Origin of the sequence: Amycolatopsis sp. cmx-8-4, from assembly GCF_046548675.1 — a bacterium.
GTDB lineage: Bacteria > Actinomycetota > Actinomycetes > Mycobacteriales > Pseudonocardiaceae > Amycolatopsis.
Map to the genome: position 1 here is coordinate 23101 of NZ_JAEBDZ010000016.1, position 19631 is coordinate 42731.

Annotated in this window: 23 protein-coding genes; 19 read left to right on the forward strand and 4 right to left on the reverse strand. The window is 62.9% G+C overall.

The features are described from left to right. Positions 1 to 12: 12 nt before the first annotated feature. Positions 13 to 594 (reverse strand): short chain dehydrogenase, encoded by a 582-nt coding sequence (locus ACLJQZ_RS29890; RefSeq protein ID WP_410623196.1) that lies wholly within the window; start codon positions 592 to 594, stop codon positions 13 to 15. 261 nt (positions 595 to 855) lie between these two features. On the opposite strand from ACLJQZ_RS29890, the gene ACLJQZ_RS29895 reads away from it, so the two are divergent. Further along, entirely contained in the window at positions 856 to 2271 is a 1416-nt protein-coding gene (locus ACLJQZ_RS29895; protein ID WP_410623197.1) for an MFS transporter, read from the forward strand. Here the strand turns inward: ACLJQZ_RS29895 and ACLJQZ_RS29900 are convergent. Continuing rightward, positions 2224 to 2970: a hypothetical protein gene (locus ACLJQZ_RS29900; protein WP_410623198.1), complete on the reverse strand. Its 747-nt coding sequence runs from the start codon at positions 2968 to 2970 to the stop codon at positions 2224 to 2226. The two genes, ACLJQZ_RS29895 and ACLJQZ_RS29900, sit on opposite strands and share 48 nt — an antisense overlap. Before the next feature lie 209 nt (positions 2971 to 3179). Between ACLJQZ_RS29900 and ACLJQZ_RS29905 the strand changes: the two genes are divergently transcribed. The 14 genes from ACLJQZ_RS29905 (at position 3180) to ACLJQZ_RS29970 (ending at position 14104) form a co-directional block, all read left to right on the forward strand. Further along, the gene (locus ACLJQZ_RS29905; RefSeq protein WP_410623199.1) at positions 3180 to 3449 is read left to right on the forward strand and encodes a hypothetical protein; all 270 of its coding nucleotides are present in this window, start codon (positions 3180 to 3182) and stop codon (positions 3447 to 3449) included. A 379-nt stretch (positions 3450 to 3828) separates the two neighbouring features. Further along, positions 3829 to 5937, forward strand: coding sequence for an SGNH/GDSL hydrolase family protein (locus ACLJQZ_RS29910; protein ID WP_410623200.1), 2109 nt, complete (start codon positions 3829 to 3831; stop codon positions 5935 to 5937). Between the two features lie 504 nt (positions 5938 to 6441). Then, positions 6442 to 6753, forward strand: coding sequence for a hypothetical protein (locus ACLJQZ_RS29915; protein ID WP_410623201.1), 312 nt, complete (start codon positions 6442 to 6444; stop codon positions 6751 to 6753). Between the two features lie 390 nt (positions 6754 to 7143). Beyond that, on the forward strand, positions 7144 to 7383 hold the full coding sequence (locus ACLJQZ_RS29920) for a hypothetical protein (RefSeq protein ID WP_410623202.1): 240 nt from the start codon (positions 7144 to 7146) through the stop codon (positions 7381 to 7383). Positions 7384 to 7388: 5 nt separating this feature from the next. Continuing rightward, positions 7389 to 7925 (forward strand): DUF6879 family protein, encoded by a 537-nt coding sequence (locus tag ACLJQZ_RS29925; RefSeq protein WP_410623351.1) that lies wholly within the window; start codon positions 7389 to 7391, stop codon positions 7923 to 7925. After that, positions 7900 to 8778 carry a helix-turn-helix domain-containing protein gene (locus ACLJQZ_RS29930; protein WP_410623203.1) on the forward strand — a complete coding sequence of 293 codons (879 nt, stop codon included), beginning with the start codon at positions 7900 to 7902 and terminating at the stop codon, positions 8776 to 8778. Before ACLJQZ_RS29925 ends, ACLJQZ_RS29930 begins: the two co-directional genes overlap by 26 nt. Positions 8779 to 8895: 117 nt before the next feature. Next, positions 8896 to 10050: a radical SAM protein gene (locus tag ACLJQZ_RS29935; protein ID WP_410623204.1), complete on the forward strand. Its 1155-nt coding sequence runs from the start codon at positions 8896 to 8898 to the stop codon at positions 10048 to 10050. Then, positions 10047 to 10625 carry a PolC-type DNA polymerase III gene (locus tag ACLJQZ_RS29940; RefSeq protein WP_410623205.1) on the forward strand — a complete coding sequence of 193 codons (579 nt, stop codon included), beginning with the start codon at positions 10047 to 10049 and terminating at the stop codon, positions 10623 to 10625. Before ACLJQZ_RS29935 ends, ACLJQZ_RS29940 begins: the two co-directional genes overlap by 4 nt. Continuing rightward, positions 10603 to 11250, forward strand: coding sequence for a dTMP kinase (gene tmk / locus ACLJQZ_RS29945; RefSeq protein WP_410623206.1), 648 nt, complete (start codon positions 10603 to 10605; stop codon positions 11248 to 11250). The genes ACLJQZ_RS29940 and tmk overlap by 23 nt, the downstream gene beginning before the upstream one ends. Positions 11251 to 11549: 299 nt before the next feature. Next, complete coding sequence (locus tag ACLJQZ_RS29950; protein WP_410623207.1) at positions 11550 to 11966, forward strand: hypothetical protein; 417 nt, start codon at positions 11550 to 11552, stop codon at positions 11964 to 11966. Continuing rightward, positions 11963 to 12349, forward strand: coding sequence for a hypothetical protein (locus tag ACLJQZ_RS29955; protein WP_410623208.1), 387 nt, complete (start codon positions 11963 to 11965; stop codon positions 12347 to 12349). The genes ACLJQZ_RS29950 and ACLJQZ_RS29955 overlap by 4 nt, the downstream gene beginning before the upstream one ends. 13 nt (positions 12350 to 12362) lie before the next feature. Then, the gene (locus tag ACLJQZ_RS29960) at positions 12363 to 12557 is read left to right on the forward strand and encodes a hypothetical protein (RefSeq protein ID WP_410623209.1); all 195 of its coding nucleotides are present in this window, start codon (positions 12363 to 12365) and stop codon (positions 12555 to 12557) included. Then, positions 12550 to 12789: a hypothetical protein gene (locus ACLJQZ_RS29965; protein ID WP_410623210.1), complete on the forward strand. Its 240-nt coding sequence runs from the start codon at positions 12550 to 12552 to the stop codon at positions 12787 to 12789. The genes ACLJQZ_RS29960 and ACLJQZ_RS29965 overlap by 8 nt, the downstream gene beginning before the upstream one ends. A 439-nt stretch (positions 12790 to 13228) precedes the next feature. Next, positions 13229 to 14104, forward strand: a complete 876-nt coding sequence (locus ACLJQZ_RS29970) for a S1 family peptidase (RefSeq protein WP_410623211.1) — start codon at positions 13229 to 13231, stop codon at positions 14102 to 14104. A gap of 246 nt (positions 14105 to 14350) precedes the next feature. Here the strand turns inward: ACLJQZ_RS29970 and ACLJQZ_RS29975 are convergent, their stop codons facing one another. Both ACLJQZ_RS29975 and ACLJQZ_RS29980 read right to left on the reverse strand, forming a co-directional pair. Beyond that, complete coding sequence (locus ACLJQZ_RS29975) at positions 14351 to 14821, reverse strand: hypothetical protein (RefSeq protein ID WP_410623212.1); 471 nt, start codon at positions 14819 to 14821, stop codon at positions 14351 to 14353. A gap of 168 nt (positions 14822 to 14989) precedes the next feature. Beyond that, positions 14990 to 15784 carry a hypothetical protein gene (locus tag ACLJQZ_RS29980; RefSeq protein ID WP_410623213.1) on the reverse strand — a complete coding sequence of 265 codons (795 nt, stop codon included), beginning with the start codon at positions 15782 to 15784 and terminating at the stop codon, positions 14990 to 14992. Positions 15785 to 15927: 143 nt separating this feature from the next. On the opposite strand from ACLJQZ_RS29980, the gene ACLJQZ_RS29985 reads away from it, so the two are divergent. The 4 genes from ACLJQZ_RS29985 to ACLJQZ_RS30000 all read left to right on the forward strand — a co-directional run bounded on the left by ACLJQZ_RS29985 (position 15928) and on the right by ACLJQZ_RS30000 (position 19590). Continuing rightward, on the forward strand, positions 15928 to 16239 hold the full coding sequence (locus tag ACLJQZ_RS29985; RefSeq protein ID WP_410623214.1) for a hypothetical protein: 312 nt from the start codon (positions 15928 to 15930) through the stop codon (positions 16237 to 16239). 7 nt (positions 16240 to 16246) lie between these two features. After that, the gene (locus tag ACLJQZ_RS29990) at positions 16247 to 16507 is read left to right on the forward strand and encodes a hypothetical protein (protein ID WP_410623215.1); all 261 of its coding nucleotides are present in this window, start codon (positions 16247 to 16249) and stop codon (positions 16505 to 16507) included. Beyond that, positions 16504 to 16707, forward strand: a complete 204-nt coding sequence (locus ACLJQZ_RS29995) for a hypothetical protein (protein WP_410623216.1) — start codon at positions 16504 to 16506, stop codon at positions 16705 to 16707. Before ACLJQZ_RS29990 ends, ACLJQZ_RS29995 begins: the two co-directional genes overlap by 4 nt. A gap of 708 nt (positions 16708 to 17415) precedes the next feature. After that, complete coding sequence (locus ACLJQZ_RS30000; protein WP_410623217.1) at positions 17416 to 19590, forward strand: type IV secretory system conjugative DNA transfer family protein; 2175 nt, start codon at positions 17416 to 17418, stop codon at positions 19588 to 19590. Positions 19591 to 19631 lie beyond the last annotated feature (41 nt).

The window sequence follows — 19631 nt, forward strand, 5'->3', positions numbered from 1 at the left end:
CGATTCTTCCGGCTACCGCGGTCTGACGGTCGTTCCGTTCGCGTCGCCTTCGACGAGGTCCCGGTAGGCCTCGGCGACGACGGCCACCGGTGTCCCGCGGTGGCCGTCTTCGCCCATGGCCTCGAGGGTTTCGCTGATCCAGCCCGGGCTGACGGCGTTGACGCGCAGCCCGCGCGTCAGCTCGGCGGCCGCGGAGCGGACGAAGCCCTCGAGCCCGGCGTTGACCAGCGCGCCGAGGCCGCTGCCGGGGATCGGCTCGGTGAACGTGCCGCCGGTGAGGGTGATCGAGCCGCCGTCCGGCAGGCGCCCGGCGGCGAGCCGCGCGAGCGCGACCTGGCCGAGCAGCTTGCCGCGCAGGTCGTCGAGCACCTGGTCGCCGGTGAGGTCGCCGAGCGGTCGCAGCGGGACGTTCGCGGCACAGCACACGACGGCGTCGACCGGCTTGGTGAACAGCGCCTCGAGTGACGCGGGGTCGGTCAGGTCGGCGCGGACCGCCGAGGACCGCGCGACGGGCACGATCTCGTGGCGCGGCCCGAGAGCGGCGACGACGGCCCGGCCGACGAGCCCGGTGGCACCCAGCACGACGATCTTCACGTCGTCGGTTCTACCAGTTGAACGACCCGCTGGCGCCCCAGTAGCCCGGATCGTCGAACGTCGTCGAATCACCCGACCGGCGGCGTCCGCGACGTCGGCGATCAGTCCCATCTCCGGACCGGCGCCTTCGGTTATGTGACCCAGGTCTCACGGAGCCGTGTCCGGTCCCCGGCCGCGGCTCCGACCCCTTGGTGTTCGCACCCACCGAGAAGGAGTCGAAATGGACAAGCCGGCCGGCCGGCGCGAGTGGCTGGGCTGCTCGTGCTCGTGCTTCCCACCCTGCTCGTCGCGATGGACATGACCTCGCTGTTCCTCGCCTTGCCGAAACTGAGCGCCGACCTGGGCGCGAGCGGCACCGAGCAGCTGTGGATCACCGACAGCTACGGCTTCCTCGTCGCCGGGTTCGTGATCACCATGGGCACCCTCGGCGACCGGATCGGCCGGCGGCGGCTGCTGCTCGTCGGCGGGGCGGCCTTCGCGGCCGTCTCCGTCGTCGCCGCGTTCGCCACCAGCCCGGCGCTGCTCATCGCCGCCCGCGGGGCGCTGGGGATCGCCGGGGCGACGCTCATGCCTTCGACGCTCGCCCTGATCACCAACATGTTCCGCGACGAGCGGCAGCGCGGGAAGGCCATCTCGATCTGGGCCACCTGCCAGTTCGCCGGCGGCTCGCTCGGCCCGGTCCTCGCCGGGTTCCTGCTCCAGCACTTCGCGTGGGGCTCGATCTTCCTGATCGCCGTGCCCGCCATGGCCGTGCTGCTGATCGCCGGACCGATCCTGCTGCCCGAGTTCCGCACGCCCGCGCCGGGACGGCTCGACTTCGGCGGCGTCGCGCTCTCGCTCGCCGCGGTCCTGCTGGTCGTGTTCGGCCTCAAGCAGCTGACCACCGGCGCCGGCCTGCTCGTGCCGCTGGGCGCGATCGTCGCCGGGATCGTGCTGGACGCCGTGTTCGTCCGCCGTCAGCTGAGCAGACCGGAGCCGCTGCTGGACCTGCGGCTGTTCCGGAACCGGCCGTTCACCGCCGTGCTGGTCGCGCTGGTGTTCGCGGGCGTCGCGATGGCGGGGGTCGGCCTGCTGGTCACCCAGTACCTGCAGGGCGTGCTCGGCCACTCGCCGCTCGCGTCGGCTCTGCTGTTCGCGCCGATGGGCATCGGCGTCGCGGCGGGCACGACGGTGGCGCCCGCGCTGGCCCGGCGGCTGGCCCCGGCGCCGGCGATCGCCGGCGGCCTGGTGGTCTCGGCGGCCGGCGGCCTGCTGCTGGCCTTCACCGACGGGCTCCCGCTGGTCGTCGCGGGGATCGCGGTGCTGACGCTGGGCACCGGCCCGCTGTTCGCGCTGGGCATCGGCCTGGTCGTCGGCTCGGTGCCGCCGGAGCGCGCCGGATCGGCCGCGTCGATGGCCGACACCGGCAACTACCTCGGCGGCTCGCTGGGGCTGGCCTTCATCGGCCTGGTCGCCACGGCCGTCTACCACCACACGTTCCCGGCCGGCACCACCCTCGCCGCCGACGTCGCCCGCGCGGACGTCGCGAACCAGGCGAAGGCGGCGTTCACGACCGGCCTGAACGTCACGGGCGTGATCGCGGCGGTGCTCTTCGCGGGCCTGGCGGTCCTGGTGACGCGGATGCGGACCTCAGCCGAGCGCGCCGACGAACTGCAGGACGCCCAGCAGGCCGGCTAAGGCGCCGAAGAACTGGTAGATCCCGAAGCTGCCGCCCACCCGGCGGACGGACGCCTCGGCGCGCGGGTCGAGCAGCACGGCGACGGTCTTCCCGACGCGCGGCGACACGAAGGTGTACCGCCCGGCCCACGCCGAGCGGGCCCGCCCGTAGACGGTGTAGCGGACCTTGGGCTCGCTCGGCGCCCGGTTCAGCCACCGCCGCTCGTCGACGACGTCACCTTCGATCTCGCGGGCTCGCCGTCCGAAGCGCAGGCGTCCCGCCGCGGTCCCCGCGGACAACGCCCCGAACAGGGTGAACACCCAGGCCACGAGCAGATAGGACGCGGTGATATCGCCGGCGAGGCCCAGCTGTCCGGAGGCCAAGCCGAACGCCACCAGCAGCACCCCGCGCACGACGAAGGCGGCGGGCAAGGCGGTCCGGGGCGTCGGCAGCAGCCGCACCCGGCCGCTTCCGGCCGGGCCGCACCGCACGACGTCGTCCACCAGCACGGGCACGGTGGTGCGCAGCAGCTCGCGTTCCTCGCCACTCAGCTCGTCGACGACGGTGCCGGTCACGAGGGAAACCCGCAGGACCGCCGGGAGCGGACGCACCGCCGTCACGCGGTAGCGGCGCAGCCCGCGCGCGAACCACCATCGGAAAGACAGCCAGGCCAGGCCCGCGATCGCCTCGATCGCGCCGGCCACCAGGAGGACCCACACCGCCGCACCGTGCACGCGTTCAGCCGGGTCCCTTCACTGAGGATGCGGACATGGTGGGCGGAGTCAAGGCGTGTGCACACCCGACACACCGCACAAAACACCTGTTCAAGATAGCCCGCAGCCTACCGGACCAACTCCCGGCCACCCCAGCCTCCCGACCCGCATACAAAACCACTCGACGCCTCCGACCAGCAGAAATAGAACAGCTCGTGGCTGCCCGCGAGGCCGGCGCGTCTACCTACCAACTTGGCCAGCGCTTCGGAGTCCACCGCCAGACCGTGGGCAAGTACCTCAAAGCTAACGGCATCGATCTGACGCCGGGCATCCCTCCGACAGTGCTCACCAAGGCCTCCAGACTCTACGAAGCTGGCTGGTCACTGGCTCGCATCGCCACCAAGTTAGACGTTTCCGCCGAGACCCTGCGCACGAGCCTCATCAGGTCCGGGGTGAAGATGCGCGGGGCGCATGAGCGTCCGTAGTCTCCCGTATTCGAGCGAGGGCTGCTACGCCGTTTAGTCTCTTACAATTATCATTACACTATAGTTTTGCTTTTACAGCAAGTTATGTTATATATAATGAGGCTCTTCAGGCCTTAGTAATAACAAGAGGAAACAACTCGCTCAGGAATGAGCTTGAGATGTGTATTTTTTCTTCGTTCGTTAATAATTCATACGCAACGAGTAGAGAGTGGTGAGACGCATGAAGCGTCAGTCAACACACCGGCCAGCGGCAGTAATGCTGTTGACCCTGGTGGCGTCGATGCTTGGAGTAATCGCTCCGGGCGTTGCGAGTGCAGCTCCGTCAGTCCCTGTCCTTCAGTGGCCGGCAGTTGCGGCTAACCCTACCTACGGCAGTATCGTGACCAGCCCCGCTGGAAACGTCACCGTCGGCTGTAGTACGGATAGTCCTGGCCAGGATCTGGTGACCTACGGTCCCACGGGCACCGTCGCTAGCCAGATCCCTCGTGCAACGCAGATCGATGGTGTGCCCAACTGCATCTCGAATGTGGTTGTCGATAAGAACGGCAACGCCTACGGCGTGCCCACTGGCCCGCTCACTGGCGGCGGATGGGGCATCGGCCCCAATCTGCTCGCGTACAGCGGCAACACGCTGAAGTGGAAGTACCCGGCGCACTGCGACAACAACGGCACACCGAAGGTCGCAATCGGCGCGGACGGCAATGTCTACGTCCTGACCTACGGGCACCTCATCGGGCTCAAGCCCGACCTCGCAGCCGGGCAGACGCAGCCGACCAAGGTGTTGGATGTGACCATCCCGAACGATTGCAGCACCATGCTGCGAGCGTATAAGGATGGACTCATCCTGCATGGTCAGTCCAACGGAAACGCACGCTACTACAGCTACAGCGGCAAGTTCCTCGGCCAGGCCACCATTGGTGACGTCTGGTACGAGAAAGTAAACGCTGATGGACGACTGTTCGTGGGTGGGTCTATCACCGGTGGTACCGGCAAAAGCTCCACCGTCTCCATGTACGATCCCAGGACGAGCCAGGTAGCTTGGACTGCTACGGCCTCCACACCAGGTGCCGACAGTAGCGTCTCCTCGCTTACTCCTGTTCTAGGGGGCGGCATCGTCGCGCTTATTCGAGAGCAGAAAATGCTCGCGAATGGCGTACCGGCTTCACCCACTGAGTGGGTGTCTACCGTTACGTCGATTAACGCAGCTGGCATCAAGCTGTGGTCAACACAGCTTCCGAACCAGTACACAGACACGCAAGGCAACGTTAACTCTTACGAGTACGGTCCGCAGATCGTCGCAGACGTCACGGGCAAGATCGCCTTGGTACGAAACATGTTGCAGCCAACCAACGTCAGCTACCCGACCAGCGAGTACGCGATCGAGATCAAGGTCGTCGATGCCGCAACCGGCACCACTTCGTACGCAAACACCGTCATGCAAGGCAATACCGATCACTCGGTAGGGTCGATGTATGGCTATGTACTGAACTACATTGGAGAGAATGGGCCGGTCACCGGCCTCGACACTTTGTTTCTTCAGGTTCACTGCAACTGCGATAGTAGTCCGAACCTAGCGACTATGTATCCGGTCAAGGTGACCGGACTCGGTATGGACTACCCGCGAGGAGCGGTCATCACTAGGACGCCGCGTCCAGTGTCATCCTACATCGCTCTCGGCGACTCGTTCTCATCTGGAGAAAGTATTTCGCCTTTCGAGGCGGGTACCGATATCGCAGGCGTTAATACATGTCACCGGAGTACCGCGGCTTACCCTCGGCTCATCGCTGGGACAAGCCTCAAGATTCCGTCGCTCGGGACCAACGGCTTCCGAGCATGCTCGGGGGCGGTGACGATCAACGCCACCGATCTCGAACAGTGGAACGAGAGCATCCAGCTCGACTGGTGGCCGGACGCCACAGCGAAGCTCGTCACCATCACAATTGGTGGCAATGACATTGGTTTCGGTGACTTTGGGAGAGCATGTGTCTTTAATGACTGCTCCCCTGGGAGTAATGCGTACAACGCGGCAACAAACCACATCGACAATGATCTGATGGCCAAGTTAACTTCGACCTACCAACGCATCTTGCTGATGGCGCCGAACGCCAAGATCTACGTGCTCGGCTATCCGCATGTCGCCCCCATTAAGGCGCTGAACGACCCTCTTCTTGCAGGTGCTTCGTGTGCGTATCTGTACAAGGGTGCGACACATTGGGGAAACGCCCAAGGCGCCCGAAATATCGTCACCATGCTCGATCAGAAGATCTCGGACACAGTGACGGCGATCGGCAGCGCTCGTCTTCGCTACGTGCCCGTCAACGCAAGCAATTCACCGTTTGTCGGTCATGAAGTTTGTGGCACGAGCGGGACTTCCTGGTTTCAGAATGTCAATCAAGGAATTGGTGATCCAGCATACGTATTCCACCCGAACGCTCTGGGACAGCAGGGGTACGCAACGATCGCCAAAACAGCAATCGACGTTGGGTAACAAGTTTAAATAAAACTAGCTGAAGAGCCAACCCTCCAACCCTTTGAGTCACATCCAGTGGTTCGGGATTGGGGGGTTCTTCATGCCTTCTCTCGTAAAGTACTTGTGCTAATGTGCCTGGATCTATATACTTTAAGTAATAATGCCTAGCCAAAGACACAACGACCAGAATACGCTTACCAGGTCTGAACGTTCAACATTAATCACCAGCCTGGTCATTATGATAGCATTCATCTTTCTTGTCTCGTTGGCTGCTCCAAGTCTATTGTTCTATCTACTTCTTCATATAATCCTTGTACTAATTACATTACCCCTATTATTCATCAAATCTTGCCCCAAGCTTCTTGTACGTACTATGATCATATTGAATATACTTGGCGCCGTGTCTGCAATCGGACTAGTAATAGCTTTCTTGCCGTACTATACATCAACTAATAACAATTATTAGTATTCCTGCGTTCGAGATACTTGTGCGAACTTGAGCAAAATGTTTATACTGAACTAATGTACTCAAAAACCAAGAATAAAGCAGTTAAAAACAAGTACACCGAACGGCAGCGCAACACACTAATTGTGTGTGCCATTATCATGGTGATGTATGTTGTGCTCGCATACTTTGTCACGCAAGGTTCGTTTTGGACTTTTGCAGCCGTCCATGCAGTATTAGCAGCTGTAGCTGTTTTCTTCATATGGCTTGGTGGTGCACCTAAGATGATTACGTACATGGCTATATCACTTAGTCTGGTAGGTGCCGCAACGGCCGTGGCGATAACGCTGTGGTATCTGACCATATTGAGCAACTTAGCTAATGGATAGCCTCCATATCAAGCGATATTCTAAACAAAACATTTAAGAACTATTAGTGGCTGACGGGCGAGGTTGTCCATAAGCTTCGTTGTTACTCGCGTCGGTCTGACCTTACTTCAAGTTTTGCTAGCACAATTAATGCTCTTGCAATCCTTCTTGCGTCCTTTCGACAATGCTCCCCAAAGCTGCCAATTCTATGCCTGCAAGAGGTTACGACAGGCATAACGAGAGTGTCATGGAGAATAGGCTCACCTGACACCGGGAGTCTTCTCCGGCGCGAAGGCGCGCGGGTCCGCGCCCGTGATCAACAACCCTCTGAGCCCGTCCTGTTGACGCACGCCCCACCCTCCGCCACCATGGACGGGACGAATGTTTCGCCAACTTTGAGCAAGGAGTGCCATGCACGCGAAATTTCTAGGCAAAGACCCGGAGTCGCATGAGGGTGAGTCGCCCACGCTGTTCGCCACCGACCGGACTGACCGGGTGACCTACATCGCCCAGGGCTGGAAGGTGATCGACCCTCAGGTCCTGGCTGACGTCGGCCCCGTTCCCGACCACGAGACCCTGATCGAGATCCCCGAAGAAGTCCTGAAGTTCTACGCTCGCCGCTACGCCCAGGAGAAGGGGACAGACAACTGACCTTCATCGAGCCAGGTCCAGAGTTCGCGAAGCTCTTCGAGACCTTCGAGCACACGGCGTATCGGCTCGAAGTGCGTGATCACTACAACGCGCCGCGCGAAGTTGAGCACTTCCGGAGATTTCTGGCTGGTGAGCTGGATGACTTTTCGTGGTCTGAAGGCTGGCTGAACATGATCCGGGAAGCGACCATTGAAGGACGCCAGTTCTCACGAGTCCGGGTGGTGAGTGTGCCGCTGACTGACTACAGTCGGTTTGGCCTGCGCGGTGCGCTGTTCGCTGGTGAAGCAGGTGACGACATCCGCTACCTCACTCGCGACCAGGCCGAGGTGGCCGACCTGCCGAGACATGACTACTGGCTGTTCGACTCCCGCCGGCTGGTCAAGATGCACTTCAGCGAGGATGACCGGTTTACAGGCGCTGAGATCGTCGAAGATCCTGCAACTATCGTCCAGCACAACTACTGGCGTGATGTCGCCCGACACCGCGCGATCTCACGAGACGAGTTTTCCAGCAAGTATGAGCAACGGAATTACGAGCGTTGATGAGGCACGGAACGCTCTAGGCAAACGGCTCCGCGAGCTGCGCCAGCAGGCAGCCCTCACCGGTAAGCAGCTCGCGGAGTATTTGTCATGGCCTGCTTCCAAGGTCTCCAAGATCGAGAATGGTCGACAGTCGCCCACTGATCAAGACATCCTCGACTGGACGCGCGCCACTGGCGCCGAAAGTAAAGCTGAAGCCCTACTTGCCTCGCTGCACACACTTGAGGTGCAACACGCCGAGTGGCAGCGTGTTCTTAAGACTGGGCTCCTGTCGCATCAGCTTGAACTGACGGAACAAGACCAACAGACGAAGTTGTACCGAGGGTTTGAACCCATGACTGTTCCAGGTCTGTTGCAGACTCCTGAATATGCACGTGCCCGCTTCTCGCAGGCGATTATGGTTCATAGGGTGCCCAACGACATCAACGAAGCCGTGCAGAAACGGATGCAGCGTCAAGAAATGCTTTATCGTCAAGACAAACGCTTTCACTTTGTCCTGACCGAGTCCGGGCTGCGTAACCGACTCTGCTCGCTTGATGTCATGCTCGGCCAGCTTGACCGACTGATGTCGCTCACGTCGCTGCGTAACGTCCGACTCGGCATTATTGGATTTGATACGCAGTACGTGGTCGATCCTCGCCACAGCTTCTGGATCTACAACAGCGACCTCGTGAGGATAGAGACATACTCCGCGGAACTGAACCTTCGACAGCCGCATGAGATCGAGCTGTATAGCGACATTTTCGAGAGCCACGCTGCTATCGCCACCTATGGCTCGGCTGCGCGCGCGGTCATCACCCGCGTCATGGAAGACCTGGCGGCCGAGGCCGACGGGCTTGACGAGAATGGCGTGTAATTTCGTCCGTTCGTCTATCTCCTCTTATTTCGAGAAATAACGAGAAATGTTCTGGCGACGCGGTCGTCATCTCCTTACTCTCCAGGAACGCCACCCGCTGACCTGGGAGAAGTGCCCATGCCGACACCCGTACCGCTGCTCGATGCCGCCCAGATTGCTCGCTTGCCCGAGCGCGCCCGGGAGGTAGTCGAGTACCGCAAGAGCGGCTTGAGCCTCAACCACATCCAAGGCTGCCCGCTGGGGTGTGCCTACTGCATCCGCCACACCTACGGCCTGTGGGACGAGAACCAACCGCGAGCCCTGATGACGGACGCGGCGGCCGTCGACGAGCTGGTCAACCACCGCTACTTCCAGCCGCACGTCACGCCGATCCAGCTGTTCAACCGGGCAACCGAGCCGTTCTTACCGAAGGTGCGCCCGCACACCTTCGCCGTGCTCGAAGATCTCGACGCGCGTGAGCTGACCAACCACGTCCTCGTCATCAGCCGGCACCAAATGAAGCCGTACGACATCGACCGTCTCAACCAGTTGCGGCACCTGAAAGTCACGCTGCTGTTTACGTACTCGGGCATCGACAACCCGAAGATCGAACCGTACCCCTCGCACGTCGCGGCCGACTCCCTGAGGCTCATGAGTGCCCCGGAGCTGCGGAAATACCGCACGGTGCTGTACTGGCGCCCGCTCGTTCCCGGCTTGAACGACACCGATGAGCACTTGGCGACCGCGTTCGAGCTGAGCAAGCACGCCGACGCCACGGTGTTCACTGGACTGTTCTACCGCGACCAGATCGCCGAGTACTACCAGGCCAACGGCATCCCGGAACCCTACGAGGACACGGCCCGCCGCAAGATCGTGCCCGAGACCCTGGAGCGGCGCGTCCTCGATGCGTTCTCGAACTCGTCGGCCTTGTTCCGCAAAACCTCCTGCGCGGTTAGCTACGCCCACGGCCTGCCGGACTACAACGGCCACTATGGCGTCCGGGAACTCTGCGACATTTGCCCCTTAAGCCAACTCGAACTGTGCGCGAGCGCCCACCGTGTACCGGCTCGCGAAGACGTACACCAGGTGGCCCGCGTGTTGCCCGAGGCTGACCACCTTCAGGTCGTAGACATTACCGAGCGGGCGGCCGTGGTGACGGGTCTGGCTGTGGAGCAACCGCGCTACTTCCTGCAGCACGCGCTTCAGTTCCAGGTCCACGACGCCCGCCACCCGCACCACGCGAACCGGCACGGCCGCGCGGACATCGGATGGAAGGGAACCACCAGCTCATGACGGACTGGACAAGCCTCAACTACGTCGTCGTCGATGTCGAAGGCAACGGCCAACAGCCGCCCGACTTGCTGGAACTGGCAGCGGTGCCGATCGTGGCCGGCGTCGTCGGGGAGCCGAAAAGCTGGCTGGTGAAGCCGGACCAGCCGATCAGCCACTTTGCCCGCCGCATCCACGGCATTAGCAACGAGCAGGTCGCCGACGCTCCGGTGTTCGGCTACATCGAGGCCGACGTGCGCAAGGCGCTCGACGCCTCCGCCCTGATCGCGCACAACGCCCACGTTGACGTCGGCGTGCTGCAGCGCAAGCTCGGCGACTGGGAGTGCCCTGAGGTCTTCGACACGCTCAAACTCGCCCGGCGTCTACTGCCCGGCCGCACTACCTACAAGCTCGGCGCACTGGTCGAGGCGTTCGATCTCGCTCACGGCCTCGGTGGCGAGGATCAGCCGCACCGGGCGACGTACGACGCCATCGTCACAGCCCGGCTCTTCGTCCACCTCGCAGGCCGGCGGGCGCTCGACGAACTCAGGGATCAGCCGCCAGGAGGGAGCCGTGATGACGATCCAGCCCTCTTCTGATCGCAAGCACGGCCTGTTCGTCAGCGTCGACGGACCGGGCGGTGCCGGGAAAACCACGATCGTCCGGCACCTGGCTCAGATGCTGGTGGCGCAGGGCGAACACGTCTGCGTCACGGCCGAACCATCAACCGGGCTGATCGGAGCCCTGGCCTCGCAGCTGACCGAGACCGTGACCGGCAACGCGCTGGCCTGCCTCTACGCGGCCGACCGATACCACCATGTCGAGACGGAGATCAGGCCGCACCTGAAGTCCGGGCACATCGTCATCTCGGACCGCTACATCGCCTCCGGGCTGGTCGTGCAGCGTTTCGACGGCGTTGACCCCGTGTTCCTCTGGCAACTCAACGAGGAGGTCGAGCGACCGGACCTCACGGTCATCCTCGAAGCCGACCCCCACGTGATCGCCGAGCGACTGAGCGAGCGCGGCCCACACAACCGCTTCCAGCTGGCGCCCGACAGTAGCCACGTCGAAGTGCGCTACTACCGCGACGCCACGAACGCGCTGGTTGACGCGGGCTTCGACGTGTTACGCGTGGACTGCAGCAGCCGACCACCAGAGCAGTCCGCGGCAGTCATCCGTGACCGGCTAAAAACGCTTCTGATGCCGGATGAGGTACTGACCTGATGAGCGAGTTCAACCCTGTGCGCTAGGTCGCCTGACCACTGACGCACTGCACCTTTTGAAGGAAATCCCCATGACGAGCAATACCGCTACGGCTGACGGCTGCCCAAAAACATCGGATGTCGCCGGCGCCGACAACAGTTCTCTGGCCGCAGCCAACAGGCGGCTATGGAACACCTTGGCGTGGATATATCTTGCGCTTCATCGCACGGTGCCCGGTGCGTCGATGTGTCTGTGTTGCATGCAGCCTTGGCCATGCGACCAAGTCCGGATTGGCCTGCGCCTCAGGGAGCAGGCGGCCCATGAGTGACTTCGCCCAGCTCCGCGCCTTGACGACGAAGTTGGAGACCGCACCCGGCGAAGCGACGGTGTCCGAGCTGCCGGTTTTGGCGTACGGCTACGTCCGCAGCGATGAGCGCGACATCGGCTACGTCACGGCCTGTGCCGACCTACTGGAGGCCTGGTGCACCGCGGCCGGGTGGCGGCTCGGCGTGGTGTTTCGGGACAACGGCTACGACAGCGCCAGTACTACACGTCCAGGGCTCGCCGGCTTCCTCGATGCCCTTCGCCTACCGGAAACCGCCTACGGGCTGGTCATCGACCACAGCCACCTGTCCGACCTGGAGGACGTCGCCGGGCAGCTGGTCGCGGAAGTCCGCCGGACGAGTGCGGTGCTGCGCGTCCTGGCCGATGACCTTGGCAGTGGGACGGCGCTATGACCACACCGAGCCCTGAAACAATCGTCCTCGTCGAGTGGCTGCAAGCCACCAGCCGAGGCACGGATGCGCTCGCCACCAAACTGCACATCGGGGTCCGTTCGCCGCAGGACGAACGGGACTACGCCGACTACCTGAGCGAGCTGGCGAACATCCTGCGCGTGCACGCCTCCATGTACGACGAACAGCAGCATTCGTCCGCGCAGGTGCTGGACATCTCCAGCCGCATCCCGACCAGCCCGACGGTACGGCCCGAGCTGGCGATGTTCGGGGATCTGCTGGCCGCGCTCGGCGAGCTCGTCCACCGCTTCACGCAGCGTTTCGTGAACGCCAGCGAGCACGCCCCGCACTCACCTCCAGACGACCCACCGCCTGCAGCGGCGTGAGGGGGCGAGCCACATGAGTGACGACTTCGTGACGCTGGTCGAGTCCCTGCGGGCGGTCAGCCAGCACGCCGAACCCGTGGCCAACGCCCTCATGGCACGCCAGATGACACCGGCCAAACAACGCGAGTACGCCGGGCTACTGCGCGGACTGGCCACGCTGCTCGACGAACACGCCACCAGCCAAGAAACGGTTCCACAGCATGAGTGAATCACGGTCGAGCCTCGGTGAGCTGATCGGCCACACCGGTGCCAACCTCAAGATTGTCGCCGCCCGCTTCAATATTAACGTCGTTACCGCGGACGAACTGCGCGAATGCAGCGGCCTGCTGAAAGTGCTGGCCGACGCCTTGACGCTCTACGCCGACAAGCTGGAACCTGCCCGGCCAGCCGGCGCCCGCCACGCCTTGCGCGAGCCACCGGACGACCCGCACCGCTCATGAACGGCTGGGGGCTTTTCTCGCTCGTCGTGGTCGCTGTGCCCGTGGTAGCGATAGCAGTCTGGGTCTACAGCGAGCACGAAAGCAATCGTCGACGGCGAAAGTTCCTTCGCCGCTACAGACAACGGTCGGTCGCCGGTATCCGCAGGCGTGTTGAGCGGGACCTGGCTACCGAAATCACTCACGTCATGCCCAAGCTCCCGCGCAGCCCGCTGCAACCCGACCCGCTGCAAGACGGCCAGTTTACGGGGGACTTGTCACTTCCGAAGCGGATTCGCGGCTACACGCGCAAGCCGATACCGCACCCTCGCCCGGATACCGACGTCATGCGGCGAGTCATCGAGGGCTTACGCCGCCTGTAGCCACAGTCTTCCTCCGGCGGTACCCGACATACCGCTGGAGGAACGGGGAAAGCATCATCCGCAACAACCGAAAGGAACCAGTGAAAAAGACCGTTATTGCGTCCGTGGCTGCTCTGGCTGGCTTGTCCGGCCTGCTTGGCGCAAGCCCGGCCACGGCAGCCGTCCAGCCCAACATTGTCGGCGGCACCGGGGCGATGGGTAACACCAGCTGGATGGTGTCGCTCCAGTTCGATGCCCCGAAGTACGGCCGCATCAACAGCCACACGTGTGGCGGCTCGCTCGTCTTCCGCGAGTGGGTGGCCACCAACGCCCACTGCGTGACGGACATGCCGCCGCAGGCGCTCATGAAGGCGAAGCTTTTCAACGCGAACGGATGCCAGCAGCCGCAGCCGATCCCCACGGAAGAGAAGCAGTTCAAGGTGCGCGTCGGTTCCAAGGACCGGACTACCGGAGGTGAGACCGCGAACGTGGTTCAGGTGGTCGTTCACCCCGGGTGGCACTGGGGGATGACCACGCCGGTTGACGACATCGCCATGCTCAAGTTGGACCACCCCGTCAACAAGCAGCCGATCCAGCTGGCTGGTCGGGCGGCTCAGGCGGGTGACCGGATCAGGCTGTACGGCTGGGGTGTCGATTCGCCCGACTGCTCGCCGAACCTGCCGACCCGGCTCCAGCAGCTCGACACCAAGGTGCTTCCGCCGATCAAGTGCGCTGAGGTCGGGCAGTCCGCCGGGGAGATCTGCACGAACAACCCGCACGGCACGGACGGCCCTGGTCCCGGCGACTCAGGCAGCCCCGCGGTGAAGTTCAACCGGGATGGTACGGCTCAGTTGGTCGGCTCGTGCAGCCGCGCGGCAGCCGAACTGCCCGGCGAATCGCCGACCGTCTACACGAGCGAGCCGGACTTCCGGCAGTGGCTGTATGACACGGCGCGAGGCGTAGCAGCAGGGGCGTAAGTCAGGTCGAGGCCCGTTAGCCACCGCCACCGCTTACCGGTCAAGCGATGGCTGACGGGCCGTCGTTATGCCCTCCAGACGAGGGACTCTGACGCTCTCACTCGGCGCAGTCACCCAGAGACTCCCCGTCCTTAGAAAGCAGTGGCAGTACAAGACTAGAAACGAAGAACACCCCGCGACCGATAGCGGACACGGTGGTGTTCTTCGCTATCAGTGCGGGGTGATGATGTCGGATATTGCTTTGGATCAGCGGGACTCGCGAGCGTAGCGAATGTGAGCGGTCGGGTGCGGCCTCTCGGGGATGACCTGCGCCTCTACTTCTTCGACCATTACGGTCTCGTTCGGGCCGTCCGAGTAGACGTAGGCTCGGACACGCTGGTCGTGATGCGTCGATGTTCCATCCACGATCCAGCCTTCCAGGTACCAGTTCGGGGTCTCGTAATAGCCGGTGACCTCTTCGTCGTCCCGTTCCTGGAACGTCAGCCGCAGTGTGGTGATGGCGACCTGGACAGTGCCGAGTCGGTGCAGCTTGACGGGGATGGTCTTGGGGTTGCTGTGGCGGGTGTCGAAGGCGGCGGCCTTCATGTCCTCGACGGTGAAGTCCGGCATGGACGTGAAAACAACGTTTCCGGCCTCAGCTCCAGCCTCGAATCCCTGGCTACGCAGCGAGTCTGCCAGATCGGTGTAGATCGTGCCTTTGAATTCAAATTCCGACATTTGGTGTGCCTCTTTCGCGTCGATTCGGATACGGCACACCACCAGCTATGCAAGTGGACAGAGTGCTGTATCCGAAGACACAAGGGCACAGTACGATCGCTAAATGCGATTACTCTATTTATAACACATTTGCAACCTAAACGCAATTATTCAAGCCCGGGTAGCCGGCTAGCGATCCCTCTCTGGGACTTCAGCGTCATCGACCTCGTCGAGCGAGCCAGGAGTTTCGCTATCTGAATCAATTGGTTTGCGCCGAGATAAGTTTATCGGCTTCGGAGTCCGCAAGTGCTCCAGCATTGCCAGAGGATTGATCTCCTGGTCATTGAGCTTCTCGGTTAAGTCGTCAGCAAACATTGAGATGGCTGCCTTGCCATTGTCCGAGCCGCGCCAGACCACTTTCGCAAGACTGAGTTCGTATGACTCCAAGTCAGTCCGTATTGACTCATCAATTCTTCCCTGTCTCCATTCCGGCAGGTCGTTCATGAGGGAATAGATGATCCGACCCAGCATGGAGACAGTCAGTTCAAGGTCGGCGATGCGCTGCGCGGAAGATACCAACCTGTTTCCCTGGGCGTCGGGCTGTAAAGGTGACTGTTCCAAGATGATGAGGGCTAGAGCCTCGAAGCCGCTGTTTTCGCGCCGCTCGACTGACTTTTCGACACCCATCTTTTTCGTGTCAGCGAGCGTATTTCGTCGCTCCGTCAGGTTGCGCTTTTCCTTGACGCCGGGAGGTGTCGACGCAAGGCCAAGAGCATTGAGAACCGCCACCCGTTCGTCGTTCTCCGTGATCAGGTAGATCAGGTCTCTGAGTCTTTCCCGTGCCTGTAGCGGCTTCCCAACTCCGTCTAAATGTTCAGTCAAGGTTTTCTGGCTCATGAGCCGCACCGGATCGGCACCGGTCGCCTTCCGCAGCTCCTTGAGTTCTTCAACGAGCTGACGGGCCAGCACCTCGTCTGATGTCATGGTTGTCCGCTCCCTGTCCGAGGTCTGTCCGGACAAGTCTAAGCCGACCAGGAGACAAAGCCTGGGTCTTCGCTGGTGGATCGCCCATCCTTCGTTCAGGCGGGTCAAGTGGGCCCGATTGAAGGACAGAGGAGACCAAGAACATGTCATCATCCCTCACGCCACGCTCGTCGGGCGTGATTGACCTTGTATCTGGCACCGGCGCCTTGTCCAAGCGGGCCGAGCGCGAGCTGGCCACGCACCTGGACGTGGTGAAGGTCGCCACCCTCCGGGCGGCTGCCGTTGAGCAGGCACGCGGATATGTAACGACCGAGGCTGTGCAGACTGTGGCCGCCTTGTCTGCCCTGGAGGAGCAGTTGCTCCAGGTGGCGCCGTTGGCTGAGGGGCGGATCAAGCACCTCATCGACCAGCACACTCTCGCGGCAGGCGTGGCCATCGCCCGGTTCGGGCGGTGAGTCAGTGATGAACCTGCAAGACACAGTCGCGTTCTACGGCAACCTGTCCAACATCATCACTCTTATCGGAGGTGCGCTCGTCATGACTCTCGGGATGCTTCTCCGGCGACGGGCCCGAGTTGACGTCCTGCCCGAATCCGTCAAGGTCGAGCTGGCCGTGCGGGACACAGTAGCGCTGCTTCACCAGTCCGCGTACGTGACCAGGCGGGCCATGATCGCTGTGGCCTGCGAAGCCCTGCGGGAGCAGGCGGAACTCGAAGGGCCGTGATTTCTTGGCTCAAGCGTGACGACGATGCACCCCGGCCGCCGCTAGCCGGTCGCTTGATCGGCCTGGCGGTCGGGGTGCTCGTGCTCTCTGGCGCCGTGTATGTGGCGGCGAGTGTTGTGCAGGCGCTCATCCCCCTGATGGTGCCGCTCGTCGTGCTCATCGGCATCTACGCGGTGATGTTCGGCAAGCATCGCAAGTAGGTCCTTAAGAATACTTCACGTTATTTCGCTATTCATCAGACGGGATAGCTATGCCCAGACGCACTCGAAAGCAACTTGTGTTTGAGGATGAAGAACGCGCCCGACAGGACCGCGAAGAGGGATATAGGCGACTCGGTATCGCGTTGCGGCACGCTTGGCGCGAGTTGCAACAATCAGTGACTGCAGCACCCGAACACCACGTCAGCCGATGATGTGACACTCACGTTCCAACGGAGGCAATCCAGGGGTCAGACGGTACCGATCGGTGTTGTTAAATGACCTAAATTACTTGTAAATGTATAGCGTGACCCGCAAAATTAATCATAGTGAGCCGCGCAACGTTTGTGCATGACTTGATCGACCAGGACCAAGCTTGCAACCTTTAACGCAAAAACGCGACTCACCGAACTAACACATCCCTCGAAACGAATCGGGGATGCACTTCCATTACATGCCAACTGCATTTGCTTGTCAAGTGCAAGGTGTGTTTACTATGTGCATCCCCCTCGTTTCGAGCCTCTTCGAAAGGAGGTTTTTCTATGTCCGAGTCATCGGAGACACCTGTCAACGTTATAGCGGAGGAAAAAGTTCATCCAGCGCTCCGCAAGCTGGCCCGGGCATGTATCGCCCTTGCCCGGCAGTTAATTGGACCGCCGTCAGACACCTCCGGCAGCCAGTCCGCGGACACCCCGCAGGCGGGGCGTGCCCATGATTGAGCTGCGCTGGTTTGAGGCGGTGCCACCGCGTAAGACGTCAGTCACCGAGGTCACGGCGCTGGTGCGGGTGCTGGCGGGCCGCAGCCACTACGGCGTGCGCAAGTTGCAGCCGGTCGTGGTCTTCGAGACATGGCTCCGGCCGGAGGGCGTGCGCTGGCTCGTCGGCATCGAGCCACGTATCGCCCGGACGCTGCGCGGGTCGATGCTGTCACAGCTGCCCGGTCTGACGCTGACGCCGGTGGACGAGCCGCAGCGGCCCGAGCCCATCACGGCCCGCGAGCTGCGCTTCACCAGCTTGGCGTACCCACTGCGGACCGACACGGCGGACGGGGTCACCGCGGGCATCATGCAGGCCCGCGATCAACTCCGCGACGGCGAAGCCCTCGTCGTGCAGTGGGTGGTGGGCCCCAGCCACCGATACGTGCGCCAGCCCATTGAACAAACACCGCTTGATCTCCTGGGCTTTACCACCCCGCGCGAACCCGACGCCGGAGATCGCCAGGCCTGGAAACAGAAGGTGGCCGAACCACTGTTTGGTGTCCGAGGCCGTCTCGGGGCGGTTGCCGCTGAACCCCGCTGGGCAGGCGCGCTGCTGCGTCCCGTCCTCTCGGCGCTGTCGCTTGCCAACGGCAACCAGTCCCGTATGCGCGCCTCCCAGCAGTCCAGCCGCACCGCGACGCAGCTCATCCAGGTGATGGGACGTGCTCGCACCTGGCCAGGGATGGTGAACGCCGCCGAGCTGGCCGTCCTGCTGGGGTGGAGCATCACCGGACTTGATGTGCCGGGTGGCCCGACTGGATTCGCTCCGCCGCCCGCCGGCCTGCTGCGTAGTCCAGAGCCTGACGCCAAAGCCACCGCGGCCCGCCCGCTCGGTATCAGTACCCATCCGGCCAGCCGAGGGGCGCTGGTGCAGATGCCGGTGTCTAGCTACGCGGCCGGAACCCATGTCATCGGGCCGCCCGGGGTCGGCAAGTCCAACCTACTGGCGGCCTGGAGTCTCGGTGAGGCACAGGCGGGCGGTTCACTGGTGATCATCGAGCCCAAGGGCGACCTGGTGGTCGACGTCCTGGTACGGATGCCGATTGCACGTCACGGCGACGTCGTCGTGATCGACCCGGCCGCCGACGGGCCAGTCGTCGGCTTCAACCCGCTCGCCGGGAGCCGTAGCGACGCCGAGCGGCGGGCTGACTCGCTGCTGCACGTCTTCCGCGAGCTGTTCGGCACCGCCATCGGGCCACGCTCGGCCGACGTGCTGCTCCACGCGCTGATCATGGCGGCGCGCTTGCCGGACGGCACGCTCACCGACGTCATGCCGCTGCTCACCAACCCGGGCTTCCGCCGCAGGGTGGTGGGGCAGGTCGGCGACCCGCTCATCATCGCGCCCTGGGTGGCGTGGTTCGACGGCTTGAGCGAGGCCGAGCGCATGCAAGTGGTGGCGCCTATCGGCAACAAGCTCCGGGTCTTCACCAGCCGCCCCGGTATCCGGCGGCTGCTGGGGCAGGCCGCACCGCGGTTCGACCTGGCGTCGGTGTTTGAGCGGCCGACCGTGCTACTGGTCAACCTGAACGCCGGAGCGATCGGCTCCGGCACCAGCCAGATCATCGGCGCGCTGATCTTGAACCAGCTATGGGAAGCTATCCAGCGGCAAACAACACTGCCCGAGCGCAAGCGACGGCCCGTCTCGGTGGTGGTGGACGAGTTCCAGACGTTCGCCGGAGCCCTCGACTTCGCCGACGTGTTCGCCCGCTCCCGTGGGGCCCGCGTGCCTTTCACTGTCGCCCACCAGCACCTTGATCAACTCAGCCCGAATCTCCGCACGGCTGTACTCGCCGCTATCCGTACCCGCGTCGTGTTCAGGCCAGCCGAGGGCGACAGCCGGGTCTTAGCACGCGTCCTCGGCGACCCCGTCACCCCTGAAGACCTCGAGCGACTACCTGCCTTCCACGCCGCCGTGCGGGTGCTGATCGACGGCGCGCCAAGCCAGGCGTTCGCGGTCGCCACGCCGCCACTCGGCGCCGTCACCGGCAACGGCGACACGCTTCGACGCGCCAGTGCTGAGCGTTTCGGCGTGCCGCCCGATGAGCTGGACGTCACCATCCTCAAGCGCTGGCAAGGCGGTGAGACCGCACCCGACGCACCGATCGGCGCACGTCGGAGGCGATCATGAGGAGGACGAGCGGGGCTACCGCTCGCCCTACCGGTCGCGTC